Source organism: Micromonospora sp. CNZ295 (genome assembly GCF_004217535.1).
Window position 1 is genome coordinate 335,889 of the sequence record NZ_SHKZ01000001.1, and the last position, 22,057, is coordinate 357,945.

Annotated in this window: 23 protein-coding genes; 6 read left to right on the forward strand and 17 right to left on the reverse strand. The window is 74.7% G+C overall.

The annotated features are described in order from the left end of the window. The first annotated feature begins 7 nt into the window (after positions 1-7). Complete coding sequence (locus EV376_RS01510; RefSeq protein ID WP_130320376.1) at positions 8-1,675, forward strand: copper resistance CopC/CopD family protein; 1,668 nt, start codon at positions 8-10, stop codon at positions 1,673-1,675. Positions 1,676-1,741: 66 nt separating this feature from the next. Here the strand turns inward: EV376_RS01510 and EV376_RS01515 are convergent, their stop codons facing one another. Genes EV376_RS01515 through tsaB form a run of 4 tightly spaced genes read right to left on the reverse strand, consistent with a single transcriptional unit; the run spans position 1,742 to position 4,179 of the window. Further along, positions 1,742-1,996, reverse strand: coding sequence for a hypothetical protein (locus EV376_RS01515; RefSeq protein WP_130320377.1), 255 nt, complete (start codon positions 1,994-1,996; stop codon positions 1,742-1,744). Next, positions 1,993-3,057 carry a tRNA (adenosine(37)-N6)-threonylcarbamoyltransferase complex transferase subunit TsaD gene (gene tsaD / locus EV376_RS01520; protein ID WP_130320378.1) on the reverse strand — a complete coding sequence of 355 codons (1,065 nt, stop codon included), beginning with the start codon at positions 3,055-3,057 and terminating at the stop codon, positions 1,993-1,995. The genes EV376_RS01515 and tsaD overlap by 4 nt, the downstream gene beginning before the upstream one ends. Next, entirely contained in the window at positions 3,050-3,505 is a 456-nt protein-coding gene (gene rimI, locus EV376_RS01525; protein ID WP_130320379.1) for a ribosomal protein S18-alanine N-acetyltransferase, read from the reverse strand. The genes tsaD and rimI overlap by 8 nt, the downstream gene beginning before the upstream one ends. Beyond that, positions 3,502-4,179: a tRNA (adenosine(37)-N6)-threonylcarbamoyltransferase complex dimerization subunit type 1 TsaB gene (gene tsaB / locus EV376_RS01530; protein WP_130320380.1), complete on the reverse strand. Its 678-nt coding sequence runs from the start codon at positions 4,177-4,179 to the stop codon at positions 3,502-3,504. The genes rimI and tsaB overlap by 4 nt, the downstream gene beginning before the upstream one ends. Positions 4,180-4,459: 280 nt before the next feature. Between tsaB and EV376_RS01535 the strand changes: the two genes are divergently transcribed. Beyond that, positions 4,460-5,167 (forward strand): helix-turn-helix domain-containing protein, encoded by a 708-nt coding sequence (locus EV376_RS01535; protein ID WP_130320381.1) that lies wholly within the window; start codon positions 4,460-4,462, stop codon positions 5,165-5,167. 43 nt (positions 5,168-5,210) lie between these two features. Here EV376_RS01535 and ung read toward each other — a convergent pair whose 3' ends face one another. The 6 genes from ung to EV376_RS01565 form a co-directional block, all read right to left on the reverse strand. Further along, positions 5,211-5,912, reverse strand: coding sequence for a uracil-DNA glycosylase (gene ung, locus EV376_RS01540; protein ID WP_130320382.1), 702 nt, complete (start codon positions 5,910-5,912; stop codon positions 5,211-5,213). Between the two features lie 86 nt (positions 5,913-5,998). Beyond that, on the reverse strand, positions 5,999-6,475 hold the full coding sequence (gene tsaE, locus EV376_RS01545) for a tRNA (adenosine(37)-N6)-threonylcarbamoyltransferase complex ATPase subunit type 1 TsaE (RefSeq protein ID WP_130320383.1): 477 nt from the start codon (positions 6,473-6,475) through the stop codon (positions 5,999-6,001). Next, positions 6,472-7,566, reverse strand: a complete 1,095-nt coding sequence (locus EV376_RS01550; RefSeq protein ID WP_130320384.1) for an alpha/beta fold hydrolase — start codon at positions 7,564-7,566, stop codon at positions 6,472-6,474. The genes tsaE and EV376_RS01550 overlap by 4 nt, the downstream gene beginning before the upstream one ends. Further along, positions 7,563-8,681 (reverse strand): alanine racemase, encoded by a 1,119-nt coding sequence (alr, locus tag EV376_RS01555; protein WP_130320385.1) that lies wholly within the window; start codon positions 8,679-8,681, stop codon positions 7,563-7,565. Before alr ends, EV376_RS01550 begins: the two co-directional genes overlap by 4 nt. 45 nt (positions 8,682-8,726) lie before the next feature. After that, entirely contained in the window at positions 8,727-10,196 is a 1,470-nt protein-coding gene (locus EV376_RS01560; RefSeq protein WP_130320386.1) for an NAD(P)H-hydrate dehydratase, read from the reverse strand. 43 nt (positions 10,197-10,239) lie between these two features. Further along, positions 10,240-10,608, reverse strand: a complete 369-nt coding sequence (locus tag EV376_RS01565; protein ID WP_130320387.1) for a holo-ACP synthase — start codon at positions 10,606-10,608, stop codon at positions 10,240-10,242. A 175-nt stretch (positions 10,609-10,783) separates the two neighbouring features. Between EV376_RS01565 and EV376_RS01570 the strand changes: the two genes are divergently transcribed. Continuing rightward, positions 10,784-11,080: a hypothetical protein gene (locus EV376_RS01570; RefSeq protein ID WP_130320388.1), complete on the forward strand. Its 297-nt coding sequence runs from the start codon at positions 10,784-10,786 to the stop codon at positions 11,078-11,080. Beyond that, a complete protein-coding gene (locus tag EV376_RS01575; protein WP_486482488.1) occupies positions 11,077-12,753 on the forward strand; it encodes an alpha/beta hydrolase family protein in 1,677 nt (558 codons plus the stop codon). The genes EV376_RS01570 and EV376_RS01575 overlap by 4 nt, the downstream gene beginning before the upstream one ends. Positions 12,754-12,801: 48 nt before the next feature. Here EV376_RS01575 and glmS read toward each other — a convergent pair whose 3' ends face one another. After that, positions 12,802-14,715, reverse strand: coding sequence for a glutamine--fructose-6-phosphate transaminase (isomerizing) (gene glmS, locus EV376_RS01580; protein WP_130320389.1), 1,914 nt, complete (start codon positions 14,713-14,715; stop codon positions 12,802-12,804). A gap of 162 nt (positions 14,716-14,877) precedes the next feature. On the opposite strand from glmS, the gene EV376_RS01585 reads away from it, so the two are divergent. Beyond that, complete coding sequence (locus EV376_RS01585; RefSeq protein WP_130320390.1) at positions 14,878-16,071, forward strand: pyridoxal phosphate-dependent aminotransferase; 1,194 nt, start codon at positions 14,878-14,880, stop codon at positions 16,069-16,071. After that, positions 16,068-17,177 carry a threonine aldolase family protein gene (locus tag EV376_RS01590; protein ID WP_486482489.1) on the forward strand — a complete coding sequence of 370 codons (1,110 nt, stop codon included), beginning with the start codon at positions 16,068-16,070 and terminating at the stop codon, positions 17,175-17,177. The genes EV376_RS01585 and EV376_RS01590 overlap by 4 nt, the downstream gene beginning before the upstream one ends. A gap of 22 nt (positions 17,178-17,199) precedes the next feature. On the opposite strand, the gene glmM is transcribed toward EV376_RS01590, so the two are convergent. The 6 genes from glmM to EV376_RS01620 form a co-directional block, all read right to left on the reverse strand. After that, positions 17,200-18,555, reverse strand: a complete 1,356-nt coding sequence (gene glmM, locus EV376_RS01595) for a phosphoglucosamine mutase (RefSeq protein ID WP_130320391.1) — start codon at positions 18,553-18,555, stop codon at positions 17,200-17,202. Positions 18,556-18,668: 113 nt separating this feature from the next. Next, on the reverse strand, positions 18,669-19,133 hold the full coding sequence (rpsI, locus tag EV376_RS01600) for a 30S ribosomal protein S9 (protein WP_088991922.1): 465 nt from the start codon (positions 19,131-19,133) through the stop codon (positions 18,669-18,671). 20 nt (positions 19,134-19,153) lie between these two features. Beyond that, positions 19,154-19,597 (reverse strand): 50S ribosomal protein L13, encoded by a 444-nt coding sequence (rplM, locus tag EV376_RS01605; protein ID WP_018217015.1) that lies wholly within the window; start codon positions 19,595-19,597, stop codon positions 19,154-19,156. A gap of 206 nt (positions 19,598-19,803) precedes the next feature. Next, a complete protein-coding gene (locus tag EV376_RS01610; RefSeq protein WP_130320392.1) occupies positions 19,804-21,171 on the reverse strand; it encodes an MFS transporter in 1,368 nt (455 codons plus the stop codon). 174 nt (positions 21,172-21,345) lie between these two features. Next, the gene (locus tag EV376_RS01615) at positions 21,346-21,639 is read right to left on the reverse strand and encodes a type II toxin-antitoxin system PemK/MazF family toxin (protein WP_130320393.1); all 294 of its coding nucleotides are present in this window, start codon (positions 21,637-21,639) and stop codon (positions 21,346-21,348) included. After that, a complete protein-coding gene (locus tag EV376_RS01620; protein WP_130320394.1) occupies positions 21,629-21,886 on the reverse strand; it encodes a DUF6364 family protein in 258 nt (85 codons plus the stop codon). Before EV376_RS01620 ends, EV376_RS01615 begins: the two co-directional genes overlap by 11 nt. Between the last annotated feature and the right edge of the window lie 171 nt (positions 21,887-22,057).

The following is a 22,057-nucleotide window of genomic DNA, read 5'->3' on the forward strand; positions in this document are numbered from 1 at the left end:
ACCCACCATGCGGACGACGATCTCCGCCGGACCGCGACCGCCGCACGGACGTACCCGTGCGGCGGTCCTGTTCGGGATGTTCCTGGGGGCCCTGTTCGCGATCGTGGCCCCGGCGAGCCCGGCGGCCGCGCACGCCGTCGTGGTCGCCACGACCCCGCAGCGCGACGGGGTCGTCGGCTACGCGCCCCGCGAGGTGGTGATCACCTTCAGCGAGCCGGTGGCGCCGGTCCCCGGCCGGGTCCAGGTGCTCGCCCCGGACGGACGGCGGGTCACCGCCGGGGAGCCGGAGGTGCGGGGAACGACGATGCGCATCCCGGTGCGCGTACCCGACCGGCCCCTCGGCACGTACCTGGTCAGCTACCGGGTCATCTCCGCCGACAGCCACCCGGTCGCCGGCAGCTTCACCTACTCCGCGGGAGCGCCGTCGGCCGCCCCGCCGCAGCCCGCCTCCGATGACGCGTCGCCCGGCGGGCCACTGGTGCCGGCGGCGAAGTACGCCGGCTACCTGGGACTGGTCGCCGCGGTCGGCCCACCGCTGCTCGCGGCCGCCATGTGGCCCCGCCGGCGCTCCCGTCGGGGTGCCCGCGTCGTGGCGTGGGCCGGTCTCGGCCTGGTCGCCGCCGCCACGGTCGTGACCTGGCTCGGGCAGGCCGCCGAGGCGGTCGGCGTACCGGTCGGTGAGCTGACCCTCGCGGACCTGACCGCGGCGGGCGGTGTCGGCACGGTGTTCGCCGTGCGGCTGGCGCTGGTGGGTGCCGCCGCGGCGCTGCTGCCCGCCGTCCTCCGCCCCGCTCCCGGCCGCCGGCCCACCGCGGCGCTGGCGGTGGTGGCGGTAGCCGGGCTGACCACCTGGCCGCTCGCCGGACACCCGGTCGCCTCGCCCCTGCCGCCGGTGAGCATCGCCCTGGGCACCATCCACGTCGCCGCGGTGACCGTCTGGCTCGGCGGGCTGCTCGCCCTCACGGCGTTCCTCCTCCGCCGGACCCACGCCCGGGTCCTCGCCCGGATCCTGCCCGCCTGGTCGCGGGTCGCCACGCTCGCCGTGTGCTGGCTCGTCGTCGCCGGACTGGGCCAGGCCGCGATCGAACTCGGCCGGCCGTCGGCGCTGCTGGGCAGCCCGTACGGGCGGCTGCTGTGCGCGAAGGCCGCGCTGCTCGCCCTGGTCCTCGCGGTGGCCGCAGGTCAGCGGCACCTCGTGCGGACCCGGCTCGCCGCGGCCCGACCCCGCTGGGTCTCCCGCGCGGCCGGTGCCGAACTGGCGGTGACCGCGGTCGTGCTGGCCCTCACCGCGGTGCTCGTGCAGACCCCGCCCGGCCGAACCGCCGGGACGGAGGCCGCGGCGGCGACCCGGGAGGGCGTCGCCCGCTCCGTCGACACCGAGCTGCTGACCGTGCAGTTCGACGTCTACCCCGCCCGGCCCGGCGAGTTGAACAGCCTGCACGCCTACGTGTACACGCCGGCCGGCAAGCCGCTGCCGGTGGTCGAGTGGACGGTCACCGCCGCCCTGCCGTCCGCCGGTGTCGAACCGATCACCGTCCCGGTGGAGACGCCGGAGCCGCACCACGGCAGCGCGGCGCTGCGCTTCCCGGTCCCCGGCGACTGGACGCTGCGGATCACCGTACGGATCTCCGACATCGACCAGTCCACCGTCACCGCCACGGTGCCCGTCCGCTGAACCGCGGCCGGGGCCGACGTGGATGGCGCGGGCGGCCGGACGCGGTCACCTTCCAGGTTCGCACGCTCAGCGGTCGACCTGGGTGAAGTCCCAGGAGTGCGGGGGGCGGGCGACCAGGGTCACCGGCGGGTCGGGCAGGGACCGGGGGTTGCCCCGCCACTTGGAGATCACCACGACCCGGTGGTCGGTCGAGGAGAAGACCTCGCTGGACAGGTGCAGCGGGTCGTGGTCGAACTCGGGCAGGGCGGTCTCGCAGACCCAGGTGATCAGGTCGGCCACCCCGTACGGCTCGGCCCGTACCTCCCACATCCGCACGATCACGCCGGCCCCTCCCCCGACACGCTGACCGTGGTGAGCGGCATCGCCGAGTCGGCGGGCAGGTCCAGCCGGCTCGGCGCGACACCCGAGGCGACCAGGTGCGAGCCCAGCGCGGCGACCATCGCCCCGTTGTCGGTGCACAGCTTCGGCCGCGGCATCCGCACCCGGACGCCCCGCTTCGCCGCCCGCTGCTCCGCCATCGCCCGCAGCCGCGAGTTGGCCGCCACTCCCCCACCGATCACCAGGGTCTCCACGCCGTTGGTGCGGCAGGCGTCCAGTGCCTTCGCGACCAGCACGTCGCACACCGCCTCCTGGAAGGACGCGGCGACGTCCGCCACCGGGACCGGCTCGCCGGCCCGCTGCCGCGCCTCCACCCAGCGGGCCACCGCCGTCTTGAGACCCGAGAAGGAGAAGTCGTAACGGTGCGCCACCAGGTCCTTCGCGGCGGTCAGCCCGCGCGGGAAGCCGATCGCCGCCGGGTCGCCGGCCCGGGCCTCCCGGTCGATGTACGGGCCACCGGGGAAGGGCAGGCCGAGCAGCCGCGCCACCTTGTCGAACGCCTCGCCGGCCGCGTCGTCGATCGTGGCGCCGAGCGGGGTGACGCCCCGGGCCAGGTCGTCGACGAGCAGCAGCGACGAGTGGCCGCCGGACACCAGCAAAGCGACCGCCGGTTCGGGCAGCGGCCCGTGTTCCAGGGTGTCCACGGCGACGTGCGCGGCGAGGTGGTTGACGCCGTACACCGGCTTCTCGGCGGCGAGCGCGTACCCCTTGGCGGCGGCGACACCGACCAGCAGCGCGCCCGCCAGCCCGGGACCGGAGGTGACCGCGATGGCGTCCACGTCGGCGAGCGTCACGCCCGCCTCCTGCAGGGCACGGTCCATCGTCGGCACGATCGCCTCCAGGTGGGCCCGGCTGGCCACCTCGGGCACCACGCCGCCGAACCGGGCGTGCTGCTCCACGCTGCTGGCGAGCGCGTCGGCGAGCAGCGTGTGACCGCGGACGATGCCGACCCCGGTCTCGTCGCAGGAGGTCTCGATCCCGAGGACCAGTGGTTCGTCAGCCATCGCCCAACTCCTCGTGCCGCTGCATGACCAGTGCGTCGGTGTTGCTCGGCTGGTAGTAGCCGCGCCGCACGCCGATCACCTCGAAGCCGTACGCCGCGTAGAGCTTCTGCGCCGGCGCGTTGTCCGCGGCCACCTCCAGGAGCGTGCTGCGGACCCGGAGCCGCGCCACCTCGGCCAGCAGCGCCTCCAGCAGCAGCCGCCCGACGCCCCGCCGCTGCGCGTCCCGGCGGACGGCGATGTTCTGCACCCACGCCTCGTCGGGAGGCGCGGCCAGAAGCCCCGCGTAGCCGAGCAGGCTCCCGTCGTCGTCGGTCGCCACCAGGTAGTAGCGCCCGTTGGCCAGTTCGTTCCAGAACATCGCGGCGGACCACCGCTCGGCACCGAACAGGTCCGCCTCGATCGGCAGCACCTCGTCGATGTGCCACCAGCGGAACCGCTCCAGCCTCACGGGAGGACCGGCTTGCGGGCCGTTGCCGCGACGGCGTCCGGTCGCCGCAGGTAGAGCGGGGTCAGTGGCTCGCTCGCGGCTCCGGCGCGGATCCGCTCCGCCGCCAGCGTCGCCAGCGCCACCGCCTCCGGATAACGGGGCTCGTTTCGGACCGGCAGGGCCAGCGTCTCCGCGTACCGGTGGGCGCCGTCACCGACCGCGACCGTGACCGCGAGGTCGCGGGCGCGCTCGGCGGCGACCGCCGGGGCGGACACCTCGGGACCGACGATCCGCTGGCCGGCGCCGTCGTAGACCGCCCAGTAGATTTCCCGGCGCCGCGCGTCGCTCGCGGCCAGCACCGGTTCGCCGGCGGCCGCCGGGTGGCCGATCCCGTCCAGCGAGCAGACACCGTACGTGGGAACGGCGAGCACCTGCCCCATCGTGGCGGCGGTGACCAGCCCCACCCGCAGCCCGGTGAACGGGCCGGGGCCGAGACCCGCGACGATCGCCGCGAGGTCGGCCGGGCGGGCGCCGGCGTCGGCGAGGACCGCGTCCACCTGCGGCGCGAGCAGCTCCCCGTGGGCGCGGGCGTCGACGGTACGGCGGTGCGCCCGGGCCTCGACGCCGGCCGCCGAGACCTCCACCAGCGCGGCGGTCACCGCGGGCGTGGAGCTGTCCACCACGAGTACGAGCACGGTGAACCAGCCTAGCCGTCCACCCGCCACCGCCGGTCGCGCCCCGACCCCACCCACACCCCGTCACCGCACCAGCCGGGCGACCCCCGGGCGGACGCCCCGCCCGACCCACTGCCGCCGGCCCGCGCAGGCCCTCACGGCCCTTGTCGGCTCGCGGCGAGCGCGTCCCGGCCCGGCGTGTCGCGCCGGGGAGACACACTCGGTGGAGAGCACTATTCCTGACAGGCATGAATATGACTGAGCGGCATATCGCTCTTCGCCGAGTTGCCATCCTCGGCCGGTGACAGAGAGTCGCCTCGCCCAGCAGATCGCCGCGATCCTCCGCCGGGAACGTGCCACCCGGCTCCTGACCCAGAGCGCCCTCGCCGAGCTGGCCGGCATCAGTCAGGGCGCCGTCGCCCGCATCGAGCGCGGGGACCGGGTGCCGAGCATCCCGCTCGTCGAACGGGTGCTCGCCGCGCTGGACCTCCAGCTCCGGGTCTCGGTGGAACAGCTCGACGCTCACCTGGACGCCCGCCTCGACGACCTCGCCGCGCGACCGCTGGCCGACCGGATCCTCGACCTGCCGCTCAACCGGGTCCAGGAACGCCTCGGCGACCTGCCGCACCTGCTGACCGGCAGCACCGCGGCACTGCTCCAGGGGGCTCCGGTGCCGGTGGACGCCATCGAGATCGCCGTCCGCTGGCGCGACTCGACGCGGTTCACCGACTGGCTCGAGGCCGCGTACGGGCAGCGGTGGAACGAGCGCTGGGGCGACTACGGCGGGCTGCGGCTGGAGCCGGAGGAACCCGGCGAACACCGCTGGCGCACGCGGTACGGCGAAATCCGGGCGCACTTGTGCGAGGAACTGCCGGAAGCCGTCGAGGTGCGGCACGGCGACCGGAGCTACGCGGTGGTGCCCCTGGCGCAGGTGGAGCTGACCGATCCGAGGACCGCCGCGCTGCTGGCCCGGTGGCGCACCCGGGCCCGCGCCGCGCACGGCGGTTGAGCCCCGCACGGCGGCCGCCCACCCGGCCACCGCCCCGACCCGGTCAGCCGGCCGTGCGCTCCCAGTCGATCGTCGGCAGGCCGGCGTCGGCGAGAGCCTTGTTGGCCGCACTGAACGGGCGGCTACCGAGGAACCCGCGCGGGTTCATCGGGCTGGGGTGGCCGGCCTCCAGCACCACGTGCCGCGGGTTGCCGACCAGGGCGGCCTTCTTGCGGGCGTACCCGCCCCAGAGCAGGAAGACCACGCGGCTCTCCAGCGCGTCCAGCGCACGGATGGTGGCGTCGGTGAACTCCTCCCAGCCGGAGTTGGCGTGCGAGCCCGGGCTGGCCTGGCGGACCGTCAGCACCGCGTTGAGCAGCAGCACACCCTGCGCGGCCCAGCCGCTGAGGTTGCCGCCGGCCGGCTTCGGCACGCCGAGATCCTCACCCAGCTCCTTGAAGACGTTGCGCAGCGACGGCGGCACCGCCACTGCGTCGCGGACGCTGAAGCTCAGCCCGTGCGCCTGACCCAACCGGTGGTATGGGTCCTGCCCGAGGATCAGCACCCGGCAGTCGGCCGGAGCGCAGAGCCGGTAGGCCGTGAAGAGGTCGTCGAGGGGCGGGAAGACGGTCTGCGTGGCGTACTCCCGGGCGACGAAACGGGCGAGCGCGGCGGTGCGGGCCGGGTCGAGGTGTGGGGTGAGCACGGTCCGCCACTCCTCCGGCAGCAGGGCCAGCAGGTCGAGGGCGGGAGCGTCGTCGGGCATCGGGCGCCTTTCCGGTCAGGTCCGTCCCGCGCACTCTAGGCCCCCGGTCCGACACGATCCCGCCACGGGCCGCTCGGCCGCCCGCCTCAGTTCAGTGCGGCCAGCCGGGTCACCCAGTCACCGCCGACCGGCTCCAGGTCGACCACCCGGGTGTCGTCGTCCCGGCGGTCGATCCGGATCCGCAGGTGCGCGTCGACGAGTTGCTCGACCAGCCCCTCGCCCCACTCCACCACGGTCACCGCCTCGTCCACCGACGCGTCCAGGTCCAGGTCGTCGATCTCGGCGCGCGGGTCGACCGCGTCGCCGAGGCGGTACGCGTCGGCGTGCACGAGCGCGACGCGGCCCCCCAGGATCCGGTCCGGCTTGTGGACGCGGGCGATGACGAACGTGGGCGAGGTGACGTCCCCAGTGACCCCGAGCCCGGCGCCGATGCCCTGGGTGAGCGCCGTCTTGCCGGCACCGAGCGGGCCGGTCAGCAGCAGCAGGTCCCCGGCCCGCAGCACGCCGGCCAGCCGGCGGCCGAAGGCGTGCGTGTCCGCGACGGTCGGCAGGGTGACCCTCACAGCTCCTCCAGGAAGCGGACCAGCGCCGCGTTGACCTCGTCGGCGTGTTCCAGCATCACCACGTGGCCACTGTCGGGGATCTTGACGAACTCGGCGTGCGGCAGCCGGCGGACGATCTCCTCCGAGTGGATCACCGGGGTGATCATGTCCTTGTCGCCGACGATCACCAGCACCGGCGTGCCGCTGAGCGCGGCCAGCGCCGGGAAGCGCGAGTGGGTGGCGAGCGTCCGCAGGTAGCGGGTGACCGTGTCGGCCGACGTGCGCGAGTTCATCTCCTCGACGTACGACACCAGCGCCGGGCTGGGGTGGCGGGTGCCGAAGCCGTACTTGCGGGTGAGCAGCCAGGCGACGTTGCTCGTGGACTTCCGCGCCCGGTCGATCACCGTGCCGCCGTAACGGGCGGCGTTGCTCATCATGTAGAGCACCGGCGTGCCCACCCGGCCGAGCAGGGCCGGCGCGACGAGCTTGGTCTCCGCCAGCAGGCCGCCCGAGGTCGCCATCAGCACGGTGCCGACCACCCGGTCGCCGAACAGCTCCGGGAAGAGCTCCGCGAACGCCATGATGGTCATGCCACCCATCGAGTGGCCGACCAGCACCAGCGGGCCCTCCGGTGCGGTGCGGTCGATCACCGCGCGCAACGTGCGGCCGAGCGCGGTCAGGTCGTACTCGCCGGTCTCCAGCCGGCCGGAGCGGCCGTGCCCCGGCTGGTCGTACGCCACGATCCGGTGCTCGCCCCGCTCGGCGAGCAGCTCGCGCTGGAAGTGGAAGGTCCCCATGTCCAGGCAGAACCCGTGCACCAGCACGACGGTCGGGTTCCCGGCGACCGGCCGGGTCGGCTCGACCACCTCGACGTGGATGTCGGTGCCGTCCGGCATCTCCAGACTCAGCGCCTCGTCGTACCGCTGTTCGCCGAAGACCGCGCCCGCGTACCGGTCCGTGGGGTCGGCCTTGAGCCGGCGGACCAGCGCGCGTTCGGTCGCGATGCCCGCGGCGACACCGGCGGCGGCGACCCCGACCGCGGCCAGCGCGCCGACGGCGGCCCGGGCGTGGCCGGAGCGGGGCACCGGGATCCGGGGGCGGGACGACGTCACGGGCGCTCGCCGTCGTAGACGCGGGGCACCCGGGTGCTGCCGAACCGGGTGACGATCTCGTAGTTGATCGTGCCGACCGCCTCGGCCCAGTCGTCCGCGGTGGGCTCCCCGTTCAGGCCGCTGCCGAAGAGGGTGGCCACGTCGCCGGCCGCGACCGGGTCGTCGCCGCAGTCGAGGACGAACTGGTCCATGCAGACCCGGCCGGAGATCGTCCGCCGGACGCCGCCGAGCTGCACGGGGCCGCTGTTGGAGGCGTGCCGGGGAACCCCGTCGGCGTAGCCGAGCGGGATCACCGCGAGGTTGCTCTCCCGCTCCGTCGTGTACGTGTGGCCGTACGAAACGCCGGCGCCCGCCGCGACGCGCTTGGCGAGCATGACGCGTGCGCGGGCGGTCATCGCCGGACGCAGCCCGTAGCTCTCGCCGGCCACCGGGGAGAGGCCGTAGACGGCCAGCCCGGGGCGGACCAGGTCGAAGTGGGCGTCCGGCCGGGTCAACGTGGCCGCCGAGTTGGCCAGGTGCCGGTAGCGCGGCCGCAGGCCCGCCTGCTCCGCCATGCCCAGCCCCTCGTGGAAGACGGCGAGCTGCCGGTCGATGGTCGGGTGGCCGGGCGAGTCGGCGTACGCGAAGTGGCTCCACATCCCGACCACCTCGACCAGACCGTCGGCCTGCGCCTTGGCGGCGGCGTCGAGCAGGGCCGGCCAGTCGGCGACGGTCGCGCCGCCCCGGGACAGGCCCGTGTCGATCTTCAGGTGCAGCCGGGCCGGCCGCCCGGCCGCCCGGCCCGCCTCGATCATCTCGTCGAGCTGCGGAAGGCTGGCCGCGCCGAGGTCGACCCCGGCCGTCACGCCCTCGTGCAGCGGCAGGCCCGGCGCGAGCAGCCAGGCCAGCACCGGCACGGTGATCCCCGCCCGGCGCAGGGTGAGCGCCTCGTCGAGGGTGCAGACGCCGAGCCAGTCGGCGCCCCCGTCCAGCGCGGCGCCGGCGGCCGGCACCATGCCGTGGCCGTACCCGTCGCCCTTGACCACCGCCATCAGCTCGGCGCTGGTGCCGGACCTCAGCCGGCTCACGTTCTCGCGGATCGCGTCAAGGTCGACGCGCACCTCGGCCTGCCACATACCTCCAGCCTACTTAGCTGATCACCGGCCCCGGCGGCGCACCGCTCAGGGAAGGCGGGACAGCACCGGACGCAGCGCGGTCGCGACGTCGGAAGCGGTCACCGGGCCGCCCCGGGCCGCCTCCCGGCCGGCCAGTCCGTGCAGGTACGCGGCCGCCGCGGCGGCGCGTTCCGGGGCCAGGCCCGCGGCGAGCAGCGAGCCGAGCAGCCCGGCCAGCACGTCCCCCGTCCCCCCGGTGGCCAGCGCCGGGGTGCCGGTCGGGTTGACGTACGCCCGGCCGTCCGGCGTGCCGATCACCGTACGGTCGCCCTTGAGCAGCACCACCGCGTTCATCCAGGCCGCGAGGCGCAGCGCGGCGGCCACCCGGTCGGTGCCCGGTGTCTCGCCGCAGAGCCGGGTGAACTCCCGGTCGTGCGGGGTGACCACGATCGGGGCGTCCCGCCGCCGGAGCAGCTCGGCGAGCGAACCGTCCACGAGCAGGGTCAGCGCGTCCGCGTCGAGCACCACCGGCACCGGCGCCGCGAGCACCGCCCGCAGCTCGGCGACCGCGTCGTCGCCGGTGCCGAGGCCGGAACCGCACACCCACGCCTGCACCCGGCCCGTGTCGGCGACCCGGTCGGTGGCGATCACCGACGGATGGTGGTGCAGCACCTCGGCTCGCGCGCCCCCGGCGTACCGGACCATGCCGGTCGGTCCGGTCAGCGCACCGCCGACCGAGAGCACCGCGGCCCCCGGGTAGACGGCCGAGCCGGTGGCGACCCCGACGACACCCCGGCTGTACTTCTCCGCTGCCGCGCCGAGCCGGGGCCACCAGTCGGCCACGTCGGACCACTCGGTCACCCGCAGCGCCGGGGTGCCGCGCAGCCACGGCTCCAGCCCGATGTCGACCAGCTCGACCTGACCGGCGAGCGGGGCGGCCGGACCCACCACCAGCGCCGGCTTGAGCGCGCCGAAGGTCACCGTGACGTCGGCGCGGACCGCGGTCGGTCGGCCGGAGGCGGAGAGCGGCACGTGCCCGGTGTCCACCGCGACCCCGCTGGGCACGTCCACCGCGACCACCGTCGCCCGCTCGCCGTCCCGGCCGCTGTGCCCCACCAGGCTCGCCGCGAGCTGGTCGGCCGTCTCGCGGAGCCCGCCGCTGCCGCCGATCCCGACGATGCCGTCGAGCACGAGGTCGACCTGCGCGGGCGGACGCTCGACCAACCGACCACCGGCGGCCCGGAGCGCGGCCAGCCCCTCGGGGTGCGCCCGGCCCGGGTTCAGCAGCAGCGCCGACACGGCCGCCCCCCGCCGGGCCAGCCGGGCACCGGCGAAGAGCGCGTCGCCGCCGTTGTCCCCCGACCCGACCAGCAGCAGGACCCGGGCGCCGTACACACCGCCGCGGTCATCGAGCAGGAGCGCGCAGCGGCGGGCGAGGCCGGCCGCCGCGCGACGCATCAGCGTTCCGGGCGGAAGCGTCGCCATCAGGCCCGCCTCCGCGGCGCGTACGTCCGCCGACCGCCATACCGCTCTCATGCCACTCCCGTCCCGTGCCCCGGCGCGCCCGGCCGGGCACCGATCAGCGTTCCGCGACCACCATGGCCGACGCGATCCCGCCGTCGTGCGACAGCGAGAGGTGCCAGCGACTGACCCCCCGCTCGGCCGCGGCCGCGGCGACCGTGCCGGACACCGTCAGCCAGGGCCGGCCGTCCGGATCCGGCACGATCTCGCAGTCGTGCCAGCTCAACCCGGCCGGCGCGCCGAGCGCCTTGGCGACGGCCTCCTTCGCCGCGAAGCGGGCGGCGAGCGACTCGGGCGAGCGGGGGTTGCCGGAGCGGGTGTACCGCTCGGCCTCGGTGAAGAGCCGGTCGGCGAGCAGCGGCGTCCGGGTCAGCGCCCGGGCGAACCGTTCCACCAGGACCACGTCGATGCCGACCGCGACGATCACGGGCTCACCCTACCGGCGCGGGCGACCGCACATTAGCCGTCGCGGCGGGCCGTGGCAACGGCTGTGGACAACCCGGCGGTACGACGGCGGCCGGTCGTCCACAGGGCACCCTGGGCGGTCCCGGTTCCGCCTAGCGTTCCGTTCCGTCGAGGTACGCGGTGCCACGGGGGTGGGGATGACCGACGAGATGTTCAGCGTCCGGCCGGACGCGTTGCGCCGGAGCGCGTCCGCGCTCGCCGACGACGCAGCCCGGTTGGCGCACGGGCTGGCCGGCACGTCCAATTTGGTGGTGGCGGCTCCGGAGTGGGCGGCCGGGCCGGCCCTGGCCGACCTGGAGCGGGCGGTGCACACCTGGTTCGGCGAGCTGGGCGCGCGGGTGGCGGTGACCGGTGCGGCGGTCCGTGCGGCGGCGGACGCCTACGACGCCGCCGACGACCGGGCGGCCGACCGGCTCACCGGCGCGCCGCGGTGACGGTTCCCACCCGGCCGCCCGCCGGGCCCGGCCGGCCGGGTGTGGGCGGGCCGGCCGGCCGTGGGTCGCGCCGGCCGCCGGCCGGCTCGCGGGTCGGGTACCGGGAGCTGTGGGCGGCCGACCCGGGCGCCTGGCGGGCGGCCGGTGCGGCCTGGTCCGGGGCATCGGCGCTGGTCGACCGGCGGGCCGGGGAGCTGGCGGCGGGAGCCGCCGTTCTGCGGGACGCCTGGTCGGGCCGGGCCGCCGGCGCGGCCGGAGCCCGCGTCGGCGGCCTGCGTTCGGAGCTGATCGCCGGCCGGCCCGGGCTGATCGAGGCGGACCAGGTGCTCGCCGAGTTCGGTGGGCGGCTGGCCGCCGCCAAGGCGCGGCTCGGCGCGGCGGTCGCGCTGGCCGACCGGTCGGGCGTGCGGGTGGACCGGCGGGGCCAGGTCGATGCCGACCCGGCCCGCCCGGCCACGGCCGGCACCGGGCGGGCGGTCGCCGAGGTGGCGGCCGCGGTCGGTGCGGCACTCGACGCAGCGCGGACCGCCGACCGGGAGGCGGCCGGCCGGCTCGCCGAGCTGTCCGGCGCGGCCCGGTCGGGCTGGGTCGCCCCGCCGCCGCCCGGGCGGCCCGGTCCGGACGCCGCTCCGGCGGCGGTCCGGGCCTGGTGGGCCGGGCTGACCGCGGCACAGCGCCGGTGGCTGGTGGCGCACGAGCCGGAGCGGACCGGCCGCCTCGACGGGGTACCGGTGGCCGCGCGGGACCAGGCCAACCGGCTGCTGCTCGGGCGGCGCCGGGAGGAGCTGGCGGGGGCCCGCCGCCGGTTGCTCGAGCGGGTGCCGCCCGGGCCGCTCGAGCTGGTCGGGCTGCGCCGGGTCGACGCGGCGCTCGCCGGGCTGGACACGGTGGCCGCCCGCCTCGCGGCACCGGAGGGCCCGCGGGCGTACCTGCTGGGCCTGGCCACGCAGGGCGAGGGCCGGGCGGTGGTGGCGCTCGGCAACCCGGACCGCAGCGGGCACGTGCTGACGTATGTGCCGGGCATGACCGCCGGCCTGGACGACGTCTCCGGGGAGCTGGACCGGGCGGCCCGGGTGCTGGCCCGGTGCGCCGCTCTCGCACCGGAGGCCGAGGCCGCGGCGGTGCTCTGGCTGGACTACGACGCCCCGGATTTCCTGCACGAGGCGGCGTGGCCGGGGCAGGCGGACGACGCGGGGCCGGCGCTGCACCGGTTCCAGGAGGGGCTGGGCGCCACCCACGAGGGTCCGGACGCGCGGCGGACCGTGCTCGGCCACAGCTACGGCTCACTGGTCGTGGGCACCGCCGCCCGCGACCACGGGCTGGCGGCCGACGCGCTGGTCTTCCTCGGCTCGCCGGGGGTCGGGGTGGACCACGCGCGCGAGCTGGGGCTGCCGCCGGGCGGGGTGTGGGCGAGCACGGCTCCGGACGACGTGATCCGGCTGGCCCGGTCCCCGGAGGAGCTGCTCCGGCGACCCCTGCTGGCCGCGTCACCGCTCGGCGCGGCGGTGGCGCTGCTGGACGGGCCGGACCGGCAGCTGTGGTTCGGGCGGGACCCGTCCGACCCGGGGTTCGGCGGCCGCACGTTCGCCAGCGGCCGGTACGGCCACACCGGCTACTGGCATCCGGACAACCCGGCGGTGGACGGCATGGCGCGGGTCGTCCTCGGGCGCTGACGGCGGTGCCCGCCGGACCAGGGGCGGTCCGGCGGGCACCGGCGCGGATCACTCGACCGTGACGGACTTCGCGAGGTTGCGGGGCTGGTCGACGTCGTGGCCCCGGGCGGCGGCGATCTCCGCCGCGAGGATCTGCAGCGGCACCGTGGTGACCAGCGGCGCGAGCAGAGTCGGCGTACGCGGGACGTAGATGAGGTGGTCGGCGTACCGGACGACCGCCTCGTCCCCCTCCTCCGCGATGACGATGGTCCGGGCGCCACGCGCGCGGACCTCCTGGATGTTGGAGACGACCTTGTCGTGCAGCATGCCCCGGCCCACGGGCGAGGGCACGATGCAGATCACCGGCGTGCCCTGGTCGATCAGCGCGATCGGGCCGTGCTTCAGCTCGCCGGCCGCGAAGCCCTCGGCGTGCATGTACGCCAGCTCCTTGAGCTTCAGCGCGCCCTCCAGCGCCACCGGGTACCCGACGTGCCGGCCGATGAAGAGCACCGTCGGCTCGGACTTCAGCTCGCGGGCCAGCTCGCGCACCGGCTCGATCCGGTCCAGCAGCTCCCGCAGCTTGCTCGGCACTTGGTGGAGCTGCTCGACCACGGCGGCCACCTCGTCGGCGAACTTGATGCCCCGCACCTGGGCGAGGTGCAGGCCGATCAGGTAGCAGGCGACGAGCTGGGTGAGGAAGGCCTTGGTGGAGGCGACGGCGATCTCGGGCCCGCCGTGGGTGTAGAGGACGGCGTCCGACTCGCGGGGAATGGTGGAGCCGTTGGTGTTGCAGATGGCCAGCACCCGGGCCTTCTGCTCCTTGGCGTGCCGCAGCGCCATCAGGGTGTCCATCGTCTCGCCGGACTGGGAGATCACCACGATGAGCGTCGACCGGTCGAGCACCGGGTCGCGGTAGCGGAACTCGCTGGCCAGCTCCACCTCGCAGGGGATCCGGGTCCAGTGCTCGATGGCGTACTTGGCGACCAGACCGGAGTGGTACGCGGTGCCGCAGGCGACGATGAAGATCTTGTCGACGTCGCGCAGGTCCTGGTCGGAGAGGCGGACCTCGTCGAGCATGATCTCGCCCGACTCGGCGAGCCGGCCGAGCAGCGTGTCGGCGACGGCCTGCGGCTGCTCCTCGATCTCCTTGAGCATGAACCAGTCGTAGCCGCCCTTCTCGGCGGCGGAGGAGTCCCAGTCGATGTGGAAGTCCTTGCCGCTGGCGGGCTGCCCGGCGAAGTCGGTGATCTCGATCGTGTCGCCGGTGATCAGGACGATCTGGTCCTGGCCCAGCTCCACCGCCTCGCGGGTGTGCTCGATGAACGCGGCGACGTCGCTGGCGAGGTAGTTCTCCCCGTCACCCCGACCGACGACCAGCGGCGAGTTGCGCCGGGCGCCGACGACCGCGCCGGGGATGCCGGCGTCGACGGCGAGCAGGGTGAACGCGCCCTCCAGTTGCTGGCAGACGACGCGCATGCCGGCGGCGAGCAGCTGCGGGCCGTCCGGGTGGCCGGCGGCGCGCAGGTCGGCCAGGGCGGCGGCGAGCAGGTGCGCGGCGCACTCGGTGTCGGTGTCGCTGGTGAACTGGACGCCGTCGGCCTCCAGCTCGGCGCGCAGCTTCGCGAAGTTCTCGATGATGCCGTTGTGGATCACGGCGACCCGCCCGTCGGGCGAGAGGTGGGGGTGGGCGTTGCGGTCGGTGGGACCGCCGTGGGTGGCCCACCGGGTGTGGCCGATGCCGGTGGTGCCGTCGCCGATGCCGATCGGGCTCGCGGCGCAGGACTCCGGGTCCTCGGCGGCGCGCTCGGAGAGCACCTTCTCCAGGTTCGCCAGCTTGCCGGCCTTCTTCTCGGTCAGCAGCTCGTCGTCGCAGACGATGGCGACACCGGCCGAGTCGTAGCCGCGGTACTCCAGCCGCCGTAGCCCGTCGAGAACGATGCCGAGCGCCGGGCGCGTGCCGGCGTAACCCACGATTCCACACATGGGTGGCAGCCTAACCCAGTTCCGCTCATTGCGCGTGCTCGGAAGCCCGGTAAACGATCAGCAACTTTGCGCGAAGGGAACGGGCGGTGACGGTGAGTGACGAACCGCCGTCGGATCCCGTGCCCGGTTGAACCGGCACGGACAGTCCGTACGCTGGCGGACGTGACGACCGCCCACGTCGATCCCCTGGTGGCCCGGATGCGCCCGTTCGGGACGACGATCTTCGCCGAGATGTCCGCCCTCGCCGTCCGCACCGGGGCCGTCAACCTGGGTCAGGGCTTCCCGGACACCGACGGCCCGCCGGAGATGCTGGCCGCCGCGGCCGAGGCGCTGCGCGGCGGGCAGAACCAGTACCCGCCGGGCCCGGGCATCCCCGCGCTACGCGCCGCCGTCGCGGCACACCAGCGCCGGTTCTGGGGCCTGGAGTACGACCCGGACGGCGAGATCGTGGTGACCGCCGGCGCCACCGAGGCGATCGCGGCGGCGATCCTCGGCCTCTGCGAGCCGGGCGACGAGGTGGTCTGCTTCGAGCCGTACTACGACTCGTACGCCGCCTCGATCACGCTGGCCGGCGCGGTCCGCCGGCCGGTCACGCTGCGACCCGACGCCGACGGCCGGTACGCGTTCGATCCGGACGCGCTGCGCGCGGCGTTCGGACCACGTACCCGGCTGGTGCTGCTGAACTCCCCGCACAACCCGACCGGCAAGGTGTTCACCCCGGACGAGCTGGCCCTGGTCGCCGAGCTCTGCCAGGAGCACGACGCGTACGCGGTCACCGACGAGGTGTACGAGCACCTGGTGTTCACCGACGCCGCGGCCGGGCACGTACCGCTCGCGACGCTGGCCGGGTTGCGGGACCGGACGCTCCGGATCTCCTCCGCCGGCAAGACGTTCTCCTGCACCGGCTGGAAGGTCGGCTGGGTGAGCGGGCCGGCGCCACTCGTCTCCGCGGTGCTGCGGGTCAAGCAGTTCCTGACGTTCGTCAACGCCGCGCCGCTGCAACCGGCGGTCGCGGTCGCCCTGGGTCTGCCGGACGGATACTTCACCGGGTTCCGGGACGGGCTGCAGGCCCGCCGCGACCAGCTCGTCGCCGGCCTCGCCGACGCCGGGTTCGAGGTGCTCGCGCCGGAGGGCACGTACTTCGTCACCGCCGACGTCACCCCGCTCGGCGGCCGGGACGGGGTGGAGTTCTGCCGGTCGCTGCCGGGACGCTGCGGGGTGGTGGCGGTGCCGACCCAGGTCTTCTACGACGACCCGGAGGCCGGGCGCCGGCTGGTCCGGTTCGCCTTCTGCAAGCGCCCGGAGGTGCTGACCGAGGCGGTAACCCGGCTGCGCGCCCTGGGAGCGGTGCGGTGACCGGGACAACCGACGACCGGGCCCGCCGGCTCTCCGCCATGCGGGCCTGCGACGTGGTCCTGTCCGGCACGCGCCCCCCGACGATGGGTGAGCGGCTGGCGGCGATGCGGGGCGCGCTGCCCGGCGACGGGCTGCCCGACGTGTACGGCGAGGGCGGTGTGACCGAGATCGTCGAGCACCGGGTCGGCGACCTGCTCGGCTGCGAGGCCGCCGTCCTGTTCCCCACCGGCACCATGGCCCAGCAGGTCGCCCTCCGCTACGGCGCGGAGCTGACCGGCCGTGACGTGGTCGCCCTGCACCCGCTCAGCCACCCGCTCGTCCACGAGCGGGACGCGTACGCCGTGCTCACCGGCCTGCGCGCCACCCGCACCCCGGACGGCACCCGGTGCCCCACCGCCGCAGAGGTCACCGACCTCGCCGAGCCGTTCGGCACGCTGCTGCTGGAGCTGCCGCTGCGCGACGCCGGGTTCGTCCTGCCCACCTGGGCGGAGCTGACGGCGGTCGTCGCCGCCGCGCGGGATCGGGGCGCCCGGGTGCACGTCGACGGGGCCCGCCTGTGGGAGTCGACGGCGCACCTGGGTCGGCCCGCCCCGGCGGTCACCGGCCTGGTCGACAGCGTCTACGTCTCGCTCTACAAGTCCCTCGGCGGCACCTCGGGGGCGGTGCTGGCCGGCGACGCGGAGCTGGCCCGGTACGCCCGCGCCTGGCGGCACCGCTACGGCGGCAACCTGTTCCAGCACTGGCCGGCGGCGCTGGCCGCGCTGCACGGCCTCGACCACGAACTGCCGCGCCTGCCGGGCTACGTCGCCCACGCGCGGCTGGTCGCCGAGACGCTGGCCGCCCTGCCCGGCGCCCGGGTCTTTCCCGCCCCGCCGCACACCCACGAGTTCCGGCTCTGGCTGCCCTACCCGGCCGCGGCACTCAACGACGCCGCACTGGCCCTGGCCGAGGAGGAGAAGGCCTGGTTCGTAAGCAACTGGCGGGACACGGAGACCCCCGGGCTGGCGCTGGCGGAGGTGACGGTCGCCGGCCCGGCGCTGGAGCTGGACACCGACCAGATCATCGACCTGGCCGACCGCTTCCTGCGCCGCCTCCGGGCAGGGTGACAGACGTTCCGGGGGTGACAGATCAGGCGACCGGGCTGGCGGTGCGTACCTGCTCGGCGATCCGCTCGGCCACCGACCGGGCGGTCGGCTCCGTGGCGGCCTCGACCATGACCCGCACCAGCGGCTCGGTGCCCGAGGGGCGCAGCAGCACCCGGCCGGTCTCGCCCAGCTCGGCCTCGGCCCGCTCGACCTCCGCCCGCACCGCGGGTGCCGCGGCGCCGACCGTACGGTCGCCGACCGGCACGTTGATCAGGACCTGGGGCAGCCGGGTGACCACGCCGGCCAGCTCGGCCAGGGGCTTCCCGGTCGCCGCCATCCGGGACATCAGGTGCAGGCCGGTCAGCACGCCGTCGCCGGTGGTCGCGTACGCGGGCATCACGATGTGCCCGCTCTGCTCGCCGCCGAGCGCCAGGCCGGAGGCGCGCAGCTCCTCCAGCACGTACCGGTCGCCGACCTTGGTCTCGACCAGCCGGATGCCCTCCCGGGACATGGCCAGGCGCAGGCCGAGGTTGCTCATCACCGTGGCGACCAGGGTGTCGCCGGTGAGGGTGCCGGCCTCCCGCATGGCCAGCGCGAGGATCGCCATCACCTGGTCGCCGTCGACCTCGTCACCGGCGGCGGTGACCGCCACGCACCGGTCGGCGTCCCCGTCGTGGGCGATCCCGAGGTGCGCACCGTGCTCGACGACCGCCTGGCGCAGCGCCTCGATGTGGTTCGAGCCGCACTCGTCGTTTATGTTGAGCCCGTCCGGCTCGGCGTGGATCGCGATCACCTCGGCGCCGGCCTCCCGGTACGCCGCTGGCGCCACCTCGGCGGCCGCACCGTTGGCGCAGTCGACCACGACCTTGATCCCGTCGAGCCGGTGCGGGACCGTGCCGACCAGGTGCTGCACGTAGTGGTCCGCCCCGTCGAGCAGGTCGTGGACCCGGCCCACGCCCGCGCCGACCGGGCGTTTCCAGGCGCTTGTGGCGTTCGCCTCGACGGCCGCCTCGATCTTCATCTCGATCTCGTCCGGCAGCTTGTGCCCGCCGGCGGCGAAGAGCTTGATGCCGTTGTCCGGCATCGGGTTGTGCGACGCGGAGAGCATCACGCCCAGGTCGGCCTTCGCCTCCGCGGTGAGGAACGCCACCGCCGGGGTCGGCAGCACGCCGACCCGGACCACGTTCGCCCCGGCGCTGGTGAGCCCGGCCACCACGGCGGCCTCCAGCATCTCGCCGCTGGCCCGGGTGTCCCGGCCGACGACGGCGAGCGGGGGATGGCTCCGGTCCGACTCGGCGAGGGTGTGCGCGGCGGCGACCGCCACCGCGAGCGCCAACTCGGGGGTGAGATCCGCGTTCGCCCGCCCGCGTACGCCGTCCGTGCCGAACAACCGGCCCATACCCGCCAACCTCCGATGGAACTGCCGATGGTGAAGAGCGGAACGGCCGGACCTCCTCCCGTCGTGGGGAGGCGGTCCGGCCGTCCGTCAGATGTACAACGTGCAGCTGAGGGTCAGCGCTTCGAGTACTGGGGAGCCTTGCGGGCCTTCTTGAGGCCGTACTTCTTGCTCTCCTTGACCCGCGCGTCGCGGGTGAGGAAGCCGGCCTTCTTCAGCGCCGGGCGGTCGTCCGGCTCGCTGACGATGAGCGCACGGGCGATGGCGAGCCGGAGCGCGCCGGCCTGCCCGGTGGTGCCGCCGCCGCGCAGGTTCGCGATGACGTCGAAGGCCTCCGGCTTCTCGGCGGTGACCAGCGGGTCCTTGATGAGCTGCTGGTGCACCTTGCTCGGGAAGTAGGCCTCGAGGTCCCGGCCGTTGCAGGTGATCTTGCCGGAGCCCGGGACGATGCGGACCCGGACGATGGCCTCCTTGCGGCGGCCCACGGTCTGGATCGGCCGGTCACCACGGGGCGCGCGGGCGACGGGCGCCGGCGCCTCGGTGGCCTCGGGGGCGACCTCGGTGGCGGTGATGTCGGTCATGCTGATTCCTTCGCCCGCGCTCACTGCGCGATCTGCTTGATCTCGAACGGCACCGGCTGCTGCGCGCCGTGCGGGTGCTCGGCACCGGCGTAGACCTTCAGCTTCTTGATGAGCTTACGGCCGAGCTTGTTGTGCGGGAGCATTCCCTTGACGGCCAGCTCGACGGCCCGCTCGGGACGCTTGGTCAGCAGCTCGTCGTACCCGACCTGCTTCAGACCACCCGGGTAGCCGGAGTGGCGGTAGGCGATCTTCTGCTGCCGCTTGTTGCCGGTCAGCGCGACCTTGCCCGCGTTCACGATGACGACGAAGTCGCCCGTGTCGACGTGCGGCGCGAAAGTCGGCTTGTGCTTGCCGCGCAGCAGCGTGGCGGCGTGGGTGGCCAGGCGGCCCAGCACGACATCAGAGGCGTCGATGACGTGCCACTGACGCTCGATCTCACCCGGCTTCGGGCTGTACGTACGCACAGGTCTACCTTGTCTCGTCGTCGGTCTGGGGTCGCGCGCCGGACGACCATGACTTCCAGGCCGAACCAACGCGCACGAACGACCAAGCGTACCTCAGGCGGCACGCCTCTAGATGTCGCACAACAGCAGGTAACGATACCCAACGCGGCGGCGGCCGGTCAAAACGGGGTCCGGTCAGCGCGCCGGACCCCGCGGGGTGACCCGGCTCACACCCGGGCCCGGGCCATCCGCGCTCCCGATCGCAGGTACGCGGCCCAGGTCACCACGATCATCACCAGGAAGAACCCGACGTAGAACCGCAGGGCGGGCTGGATGCCGCCGTAGGTCGACTTCGCCCAGGCATAGCAGATCGGGACCAGGAAGCCGCCGAGCGCGCCGACCGCGGAGATGATGCCCAGCGCTCCGGCCGCCTGCCGGCGCATCGCCAGCATGATCTCCGGTGAGCCACCGAGGTCCTCCCCCTTCACCTGGAAGATCCGGGAGATCATCCGGTAGGTCGAGCCGTTGCCGATGCCGGTCGCGACGAACAGCAGCATGAACGCCAGGAAGAAGACACCGAGGCGGCGCTCCTGCACCGACCACAGGGCCAGGTACGCCCCGCCGGCCATCAGCACGAAGCTGGCCGCCGTGACCCGGGCTCCACCGATCGCGTCGGCGAGGCGGCCGCCGAACGGCCGGCAGACCGAGCCGACCGCGGCGCCCAGGAACGCCCAGGACAGCGCGATGTCGGGCCGGCCGAACACCCCGCCCAGCAGCGTCGGGAAGGCCGCCGAGTAGCCGATGAACGAACCGAAGGTGCCGATGTACAGGAACGACATGACCCAGGTGTCCGGGTGCCGCAACGCGGACCAGACCGGCCGTACGTCGGCCTTCGCCTCGACCAGGTTGTCCATGAACAGGTAGGCGCAGACCGCCGCGATCACGGCGAGCGGGATGTACATCAGGCCGGCGCGGGCCAGCGCGAGGCCGCCCCCGAGCACGATCACCTGCGGCACCAGGAACTGCACCACGGCGACGCCGATGTTGCCGCCGGCCGCGTTCAGGCCCAGCGCCCAGCCCTTCTCCCGCTCCGGGTAGAAGAACGAGATGTTGGCCATGCTGGAGGCGAAGTTGCCGCCACCGACGCCGGCCGTGGCGGCGATCAGCAGCAGCGGCCCGAACCCGAGCTCGGGGTGCTGCACCGCCCAGGCCAGCCCCGCGCACGGGACGATCAGCAGCAGGGCGGAGACGACCGTCCAGTTCCGCCCGCCGAAGAGCGGGACGGCGAAGGTGTACGGCAGCCGCAGCAGCGCGCCGACGCCGCTGGGCACGGCGGTCAACCACAGCGCCTGACTGGTGGTCAACTGCCAACCCACGTCGTCCAGCCGGACGACGACGATGCTCCAGAGCAGCCACACCGAGAAGCCGATGTGCTCGGCGAAGATCGACCAGATCAGGTTGCGCCGGGCGATCCGGCGGCCGACGGCCCGCCAGAAGTCGGTGTCCTCCGGGGCCCAGTGCCCGATCCACCGGCCGGGCCGGCGTTGCAGGTCGATGCCGTCCGTGGTGCTTGGCGGCGCGGTCGTCGTGGTCATCGGGCGCTCCTTCGGCCGGGCGATGTCGTGGTCGCACGACCCACCGGCCCGGCCGGCTTCGCGCGATCCCGGCCGAAAGCTAGGCAGCCGCCGTTACCGGAGCGTTCGCCGCCGAATTCGGGCCGGCAACGGTGACCGCACCGGGCCGGCGACCGGCCGGTGAGGACCGGCCGCTCAGAGTTGCTGAAGGATCCGGAGCGCCCGGCTCACCCGCTGCATGGTCTCCGTGTCGGCGACGTCCACGCACTCGGTGAACCACTTCTTCATCGGGGAGGAGAGCCGGTCGGGCATCACCACCCGCTCGCCCATCGGCACCGCGAGGGGCGAGTCGCGCAGCAGCGCCGCCTCGACCACCTCCGCGACGATCACGATGGGCACCGCGGTGGAGTTGTAGACGTCGGAGCTGATGACCAGCCCCAACCGCTCGCGGGCGCCGGAGATGCGCCAGACCTCGCCCCTACGCAGCACGCGGGCGACCGCCGAAGAGCAGGTCGTCGACCATGCCCACCTCGCGGGCGTCGGCGAGGGCGGCGGACTCCAGGTCGAGGCCGGCCCGGCGGACTGCGTCGGCGTGCGCGGAGAAGACCTCGCGCAGGGCCTTCTCCCGGGCGGCCTGGTCCATCCAGGCGGACAGGGAGAGCCCCTCGCGCTTGGCGAACCGCCGGGCCTCCTCGATCGTCTCGTCGGAGAACGACAGGGTCACCTTGGCAGTCATGCCGGCCAGATTACCCGTTGGTATGACCGTTAGTCATCCCTCGTGGCGCCGGCCGGCAAACCGGTCAGACCGGACCGCTCGGCCGGATGCCGCATCCCGCGGTATCGCGGCGTGACGACACCGCGGGACGCCGCGTCCCGCGAAGCAGCAGCCGGCAGCGCGACTCGTCGT

What these genes read in the sequence shown, in the direction of transcription:
- EV376_RS01510 (WP_130320376.1), top strand. Translation starts at nt 8, where the DNA reads ATGCGGACGACGATCTCCGCCGGACCGCGACCGCCGCACGGACGTACC.
- tsaD (WP_130320378.1), bottom strand. Translation starts at nt 3,057, where the DNA reads ATGGCTGACGAACCACTGGTCCTCGGGATCGAGACCTCCTGCGACGAG.
- ung (WP_130320382.1), bottom strand. Translation starts at nt 5,912, where the DNA reads ATGCCCGACGACGCTCCCGCCCTCGACCTGCTGGCCCTGCTGCCGGAG.
- alr (WP_130320385.1), bottom strand. Translation starts at nt 8,681, where the DNA reads ATGTGGCAGGCCGAGGTGCGCGTCGACCTTGACGCGATCCGCGAGAAC.
- EV376_RS01560 (WP_130320386.1), bottom strand. Translation starts at nt 10,196, where the DNA reads ATGAGAGCGGTATGGCGGTCGGCGGACGTACGCGCCGCGGAGGCGGGC.
- EV376_RS01570 (WP_130320388.1), top strand. Translation starts at nt 10,784, where the DNA reads ATGACCGACGAGATGTTCAGCGTCCGGCCGGACGCGTTGCGCCGGAGC.
- glmS (WP_130320389.1), bottom strand. Translation starts at nt 14,715, where the DNA reads ATGTGTGGAATCGTGGGTTACGCCGGCACGCGCCCGGCGCTCGGCATC.
- glmM (WP_130320391.1), bottom strand. Translation starts at nt 18,555, where the DNA reads ATGGGCCGGTTGTTCGGCACGGACGGCGTACGCGGGCGGGCGAACGCG.
- rpsI (WP_088991922.1), bottom strand. Translation starts at nt 19,133, where the DNA reads ATGACCGACATCACCGCCACCGAGGTCGCCCCCGAGGCCACCGAGGCG.
- EV376_RS01610 (WP_130320392.1), bottom strand. Translation starts at nt 21,171, where the DNA reads ATGACCACGACGACCGCGCCGCCAAGCACCACGGACGGCATCGACCTG.
- EV376_RS01620 (WP_130320394.1), bottom strand. Translation starts at nt 21,886, where the DNA reads ATGACTGCCAAGGTGACCCTGTCGTTCTCCGACGAGACGATCGAGGAG.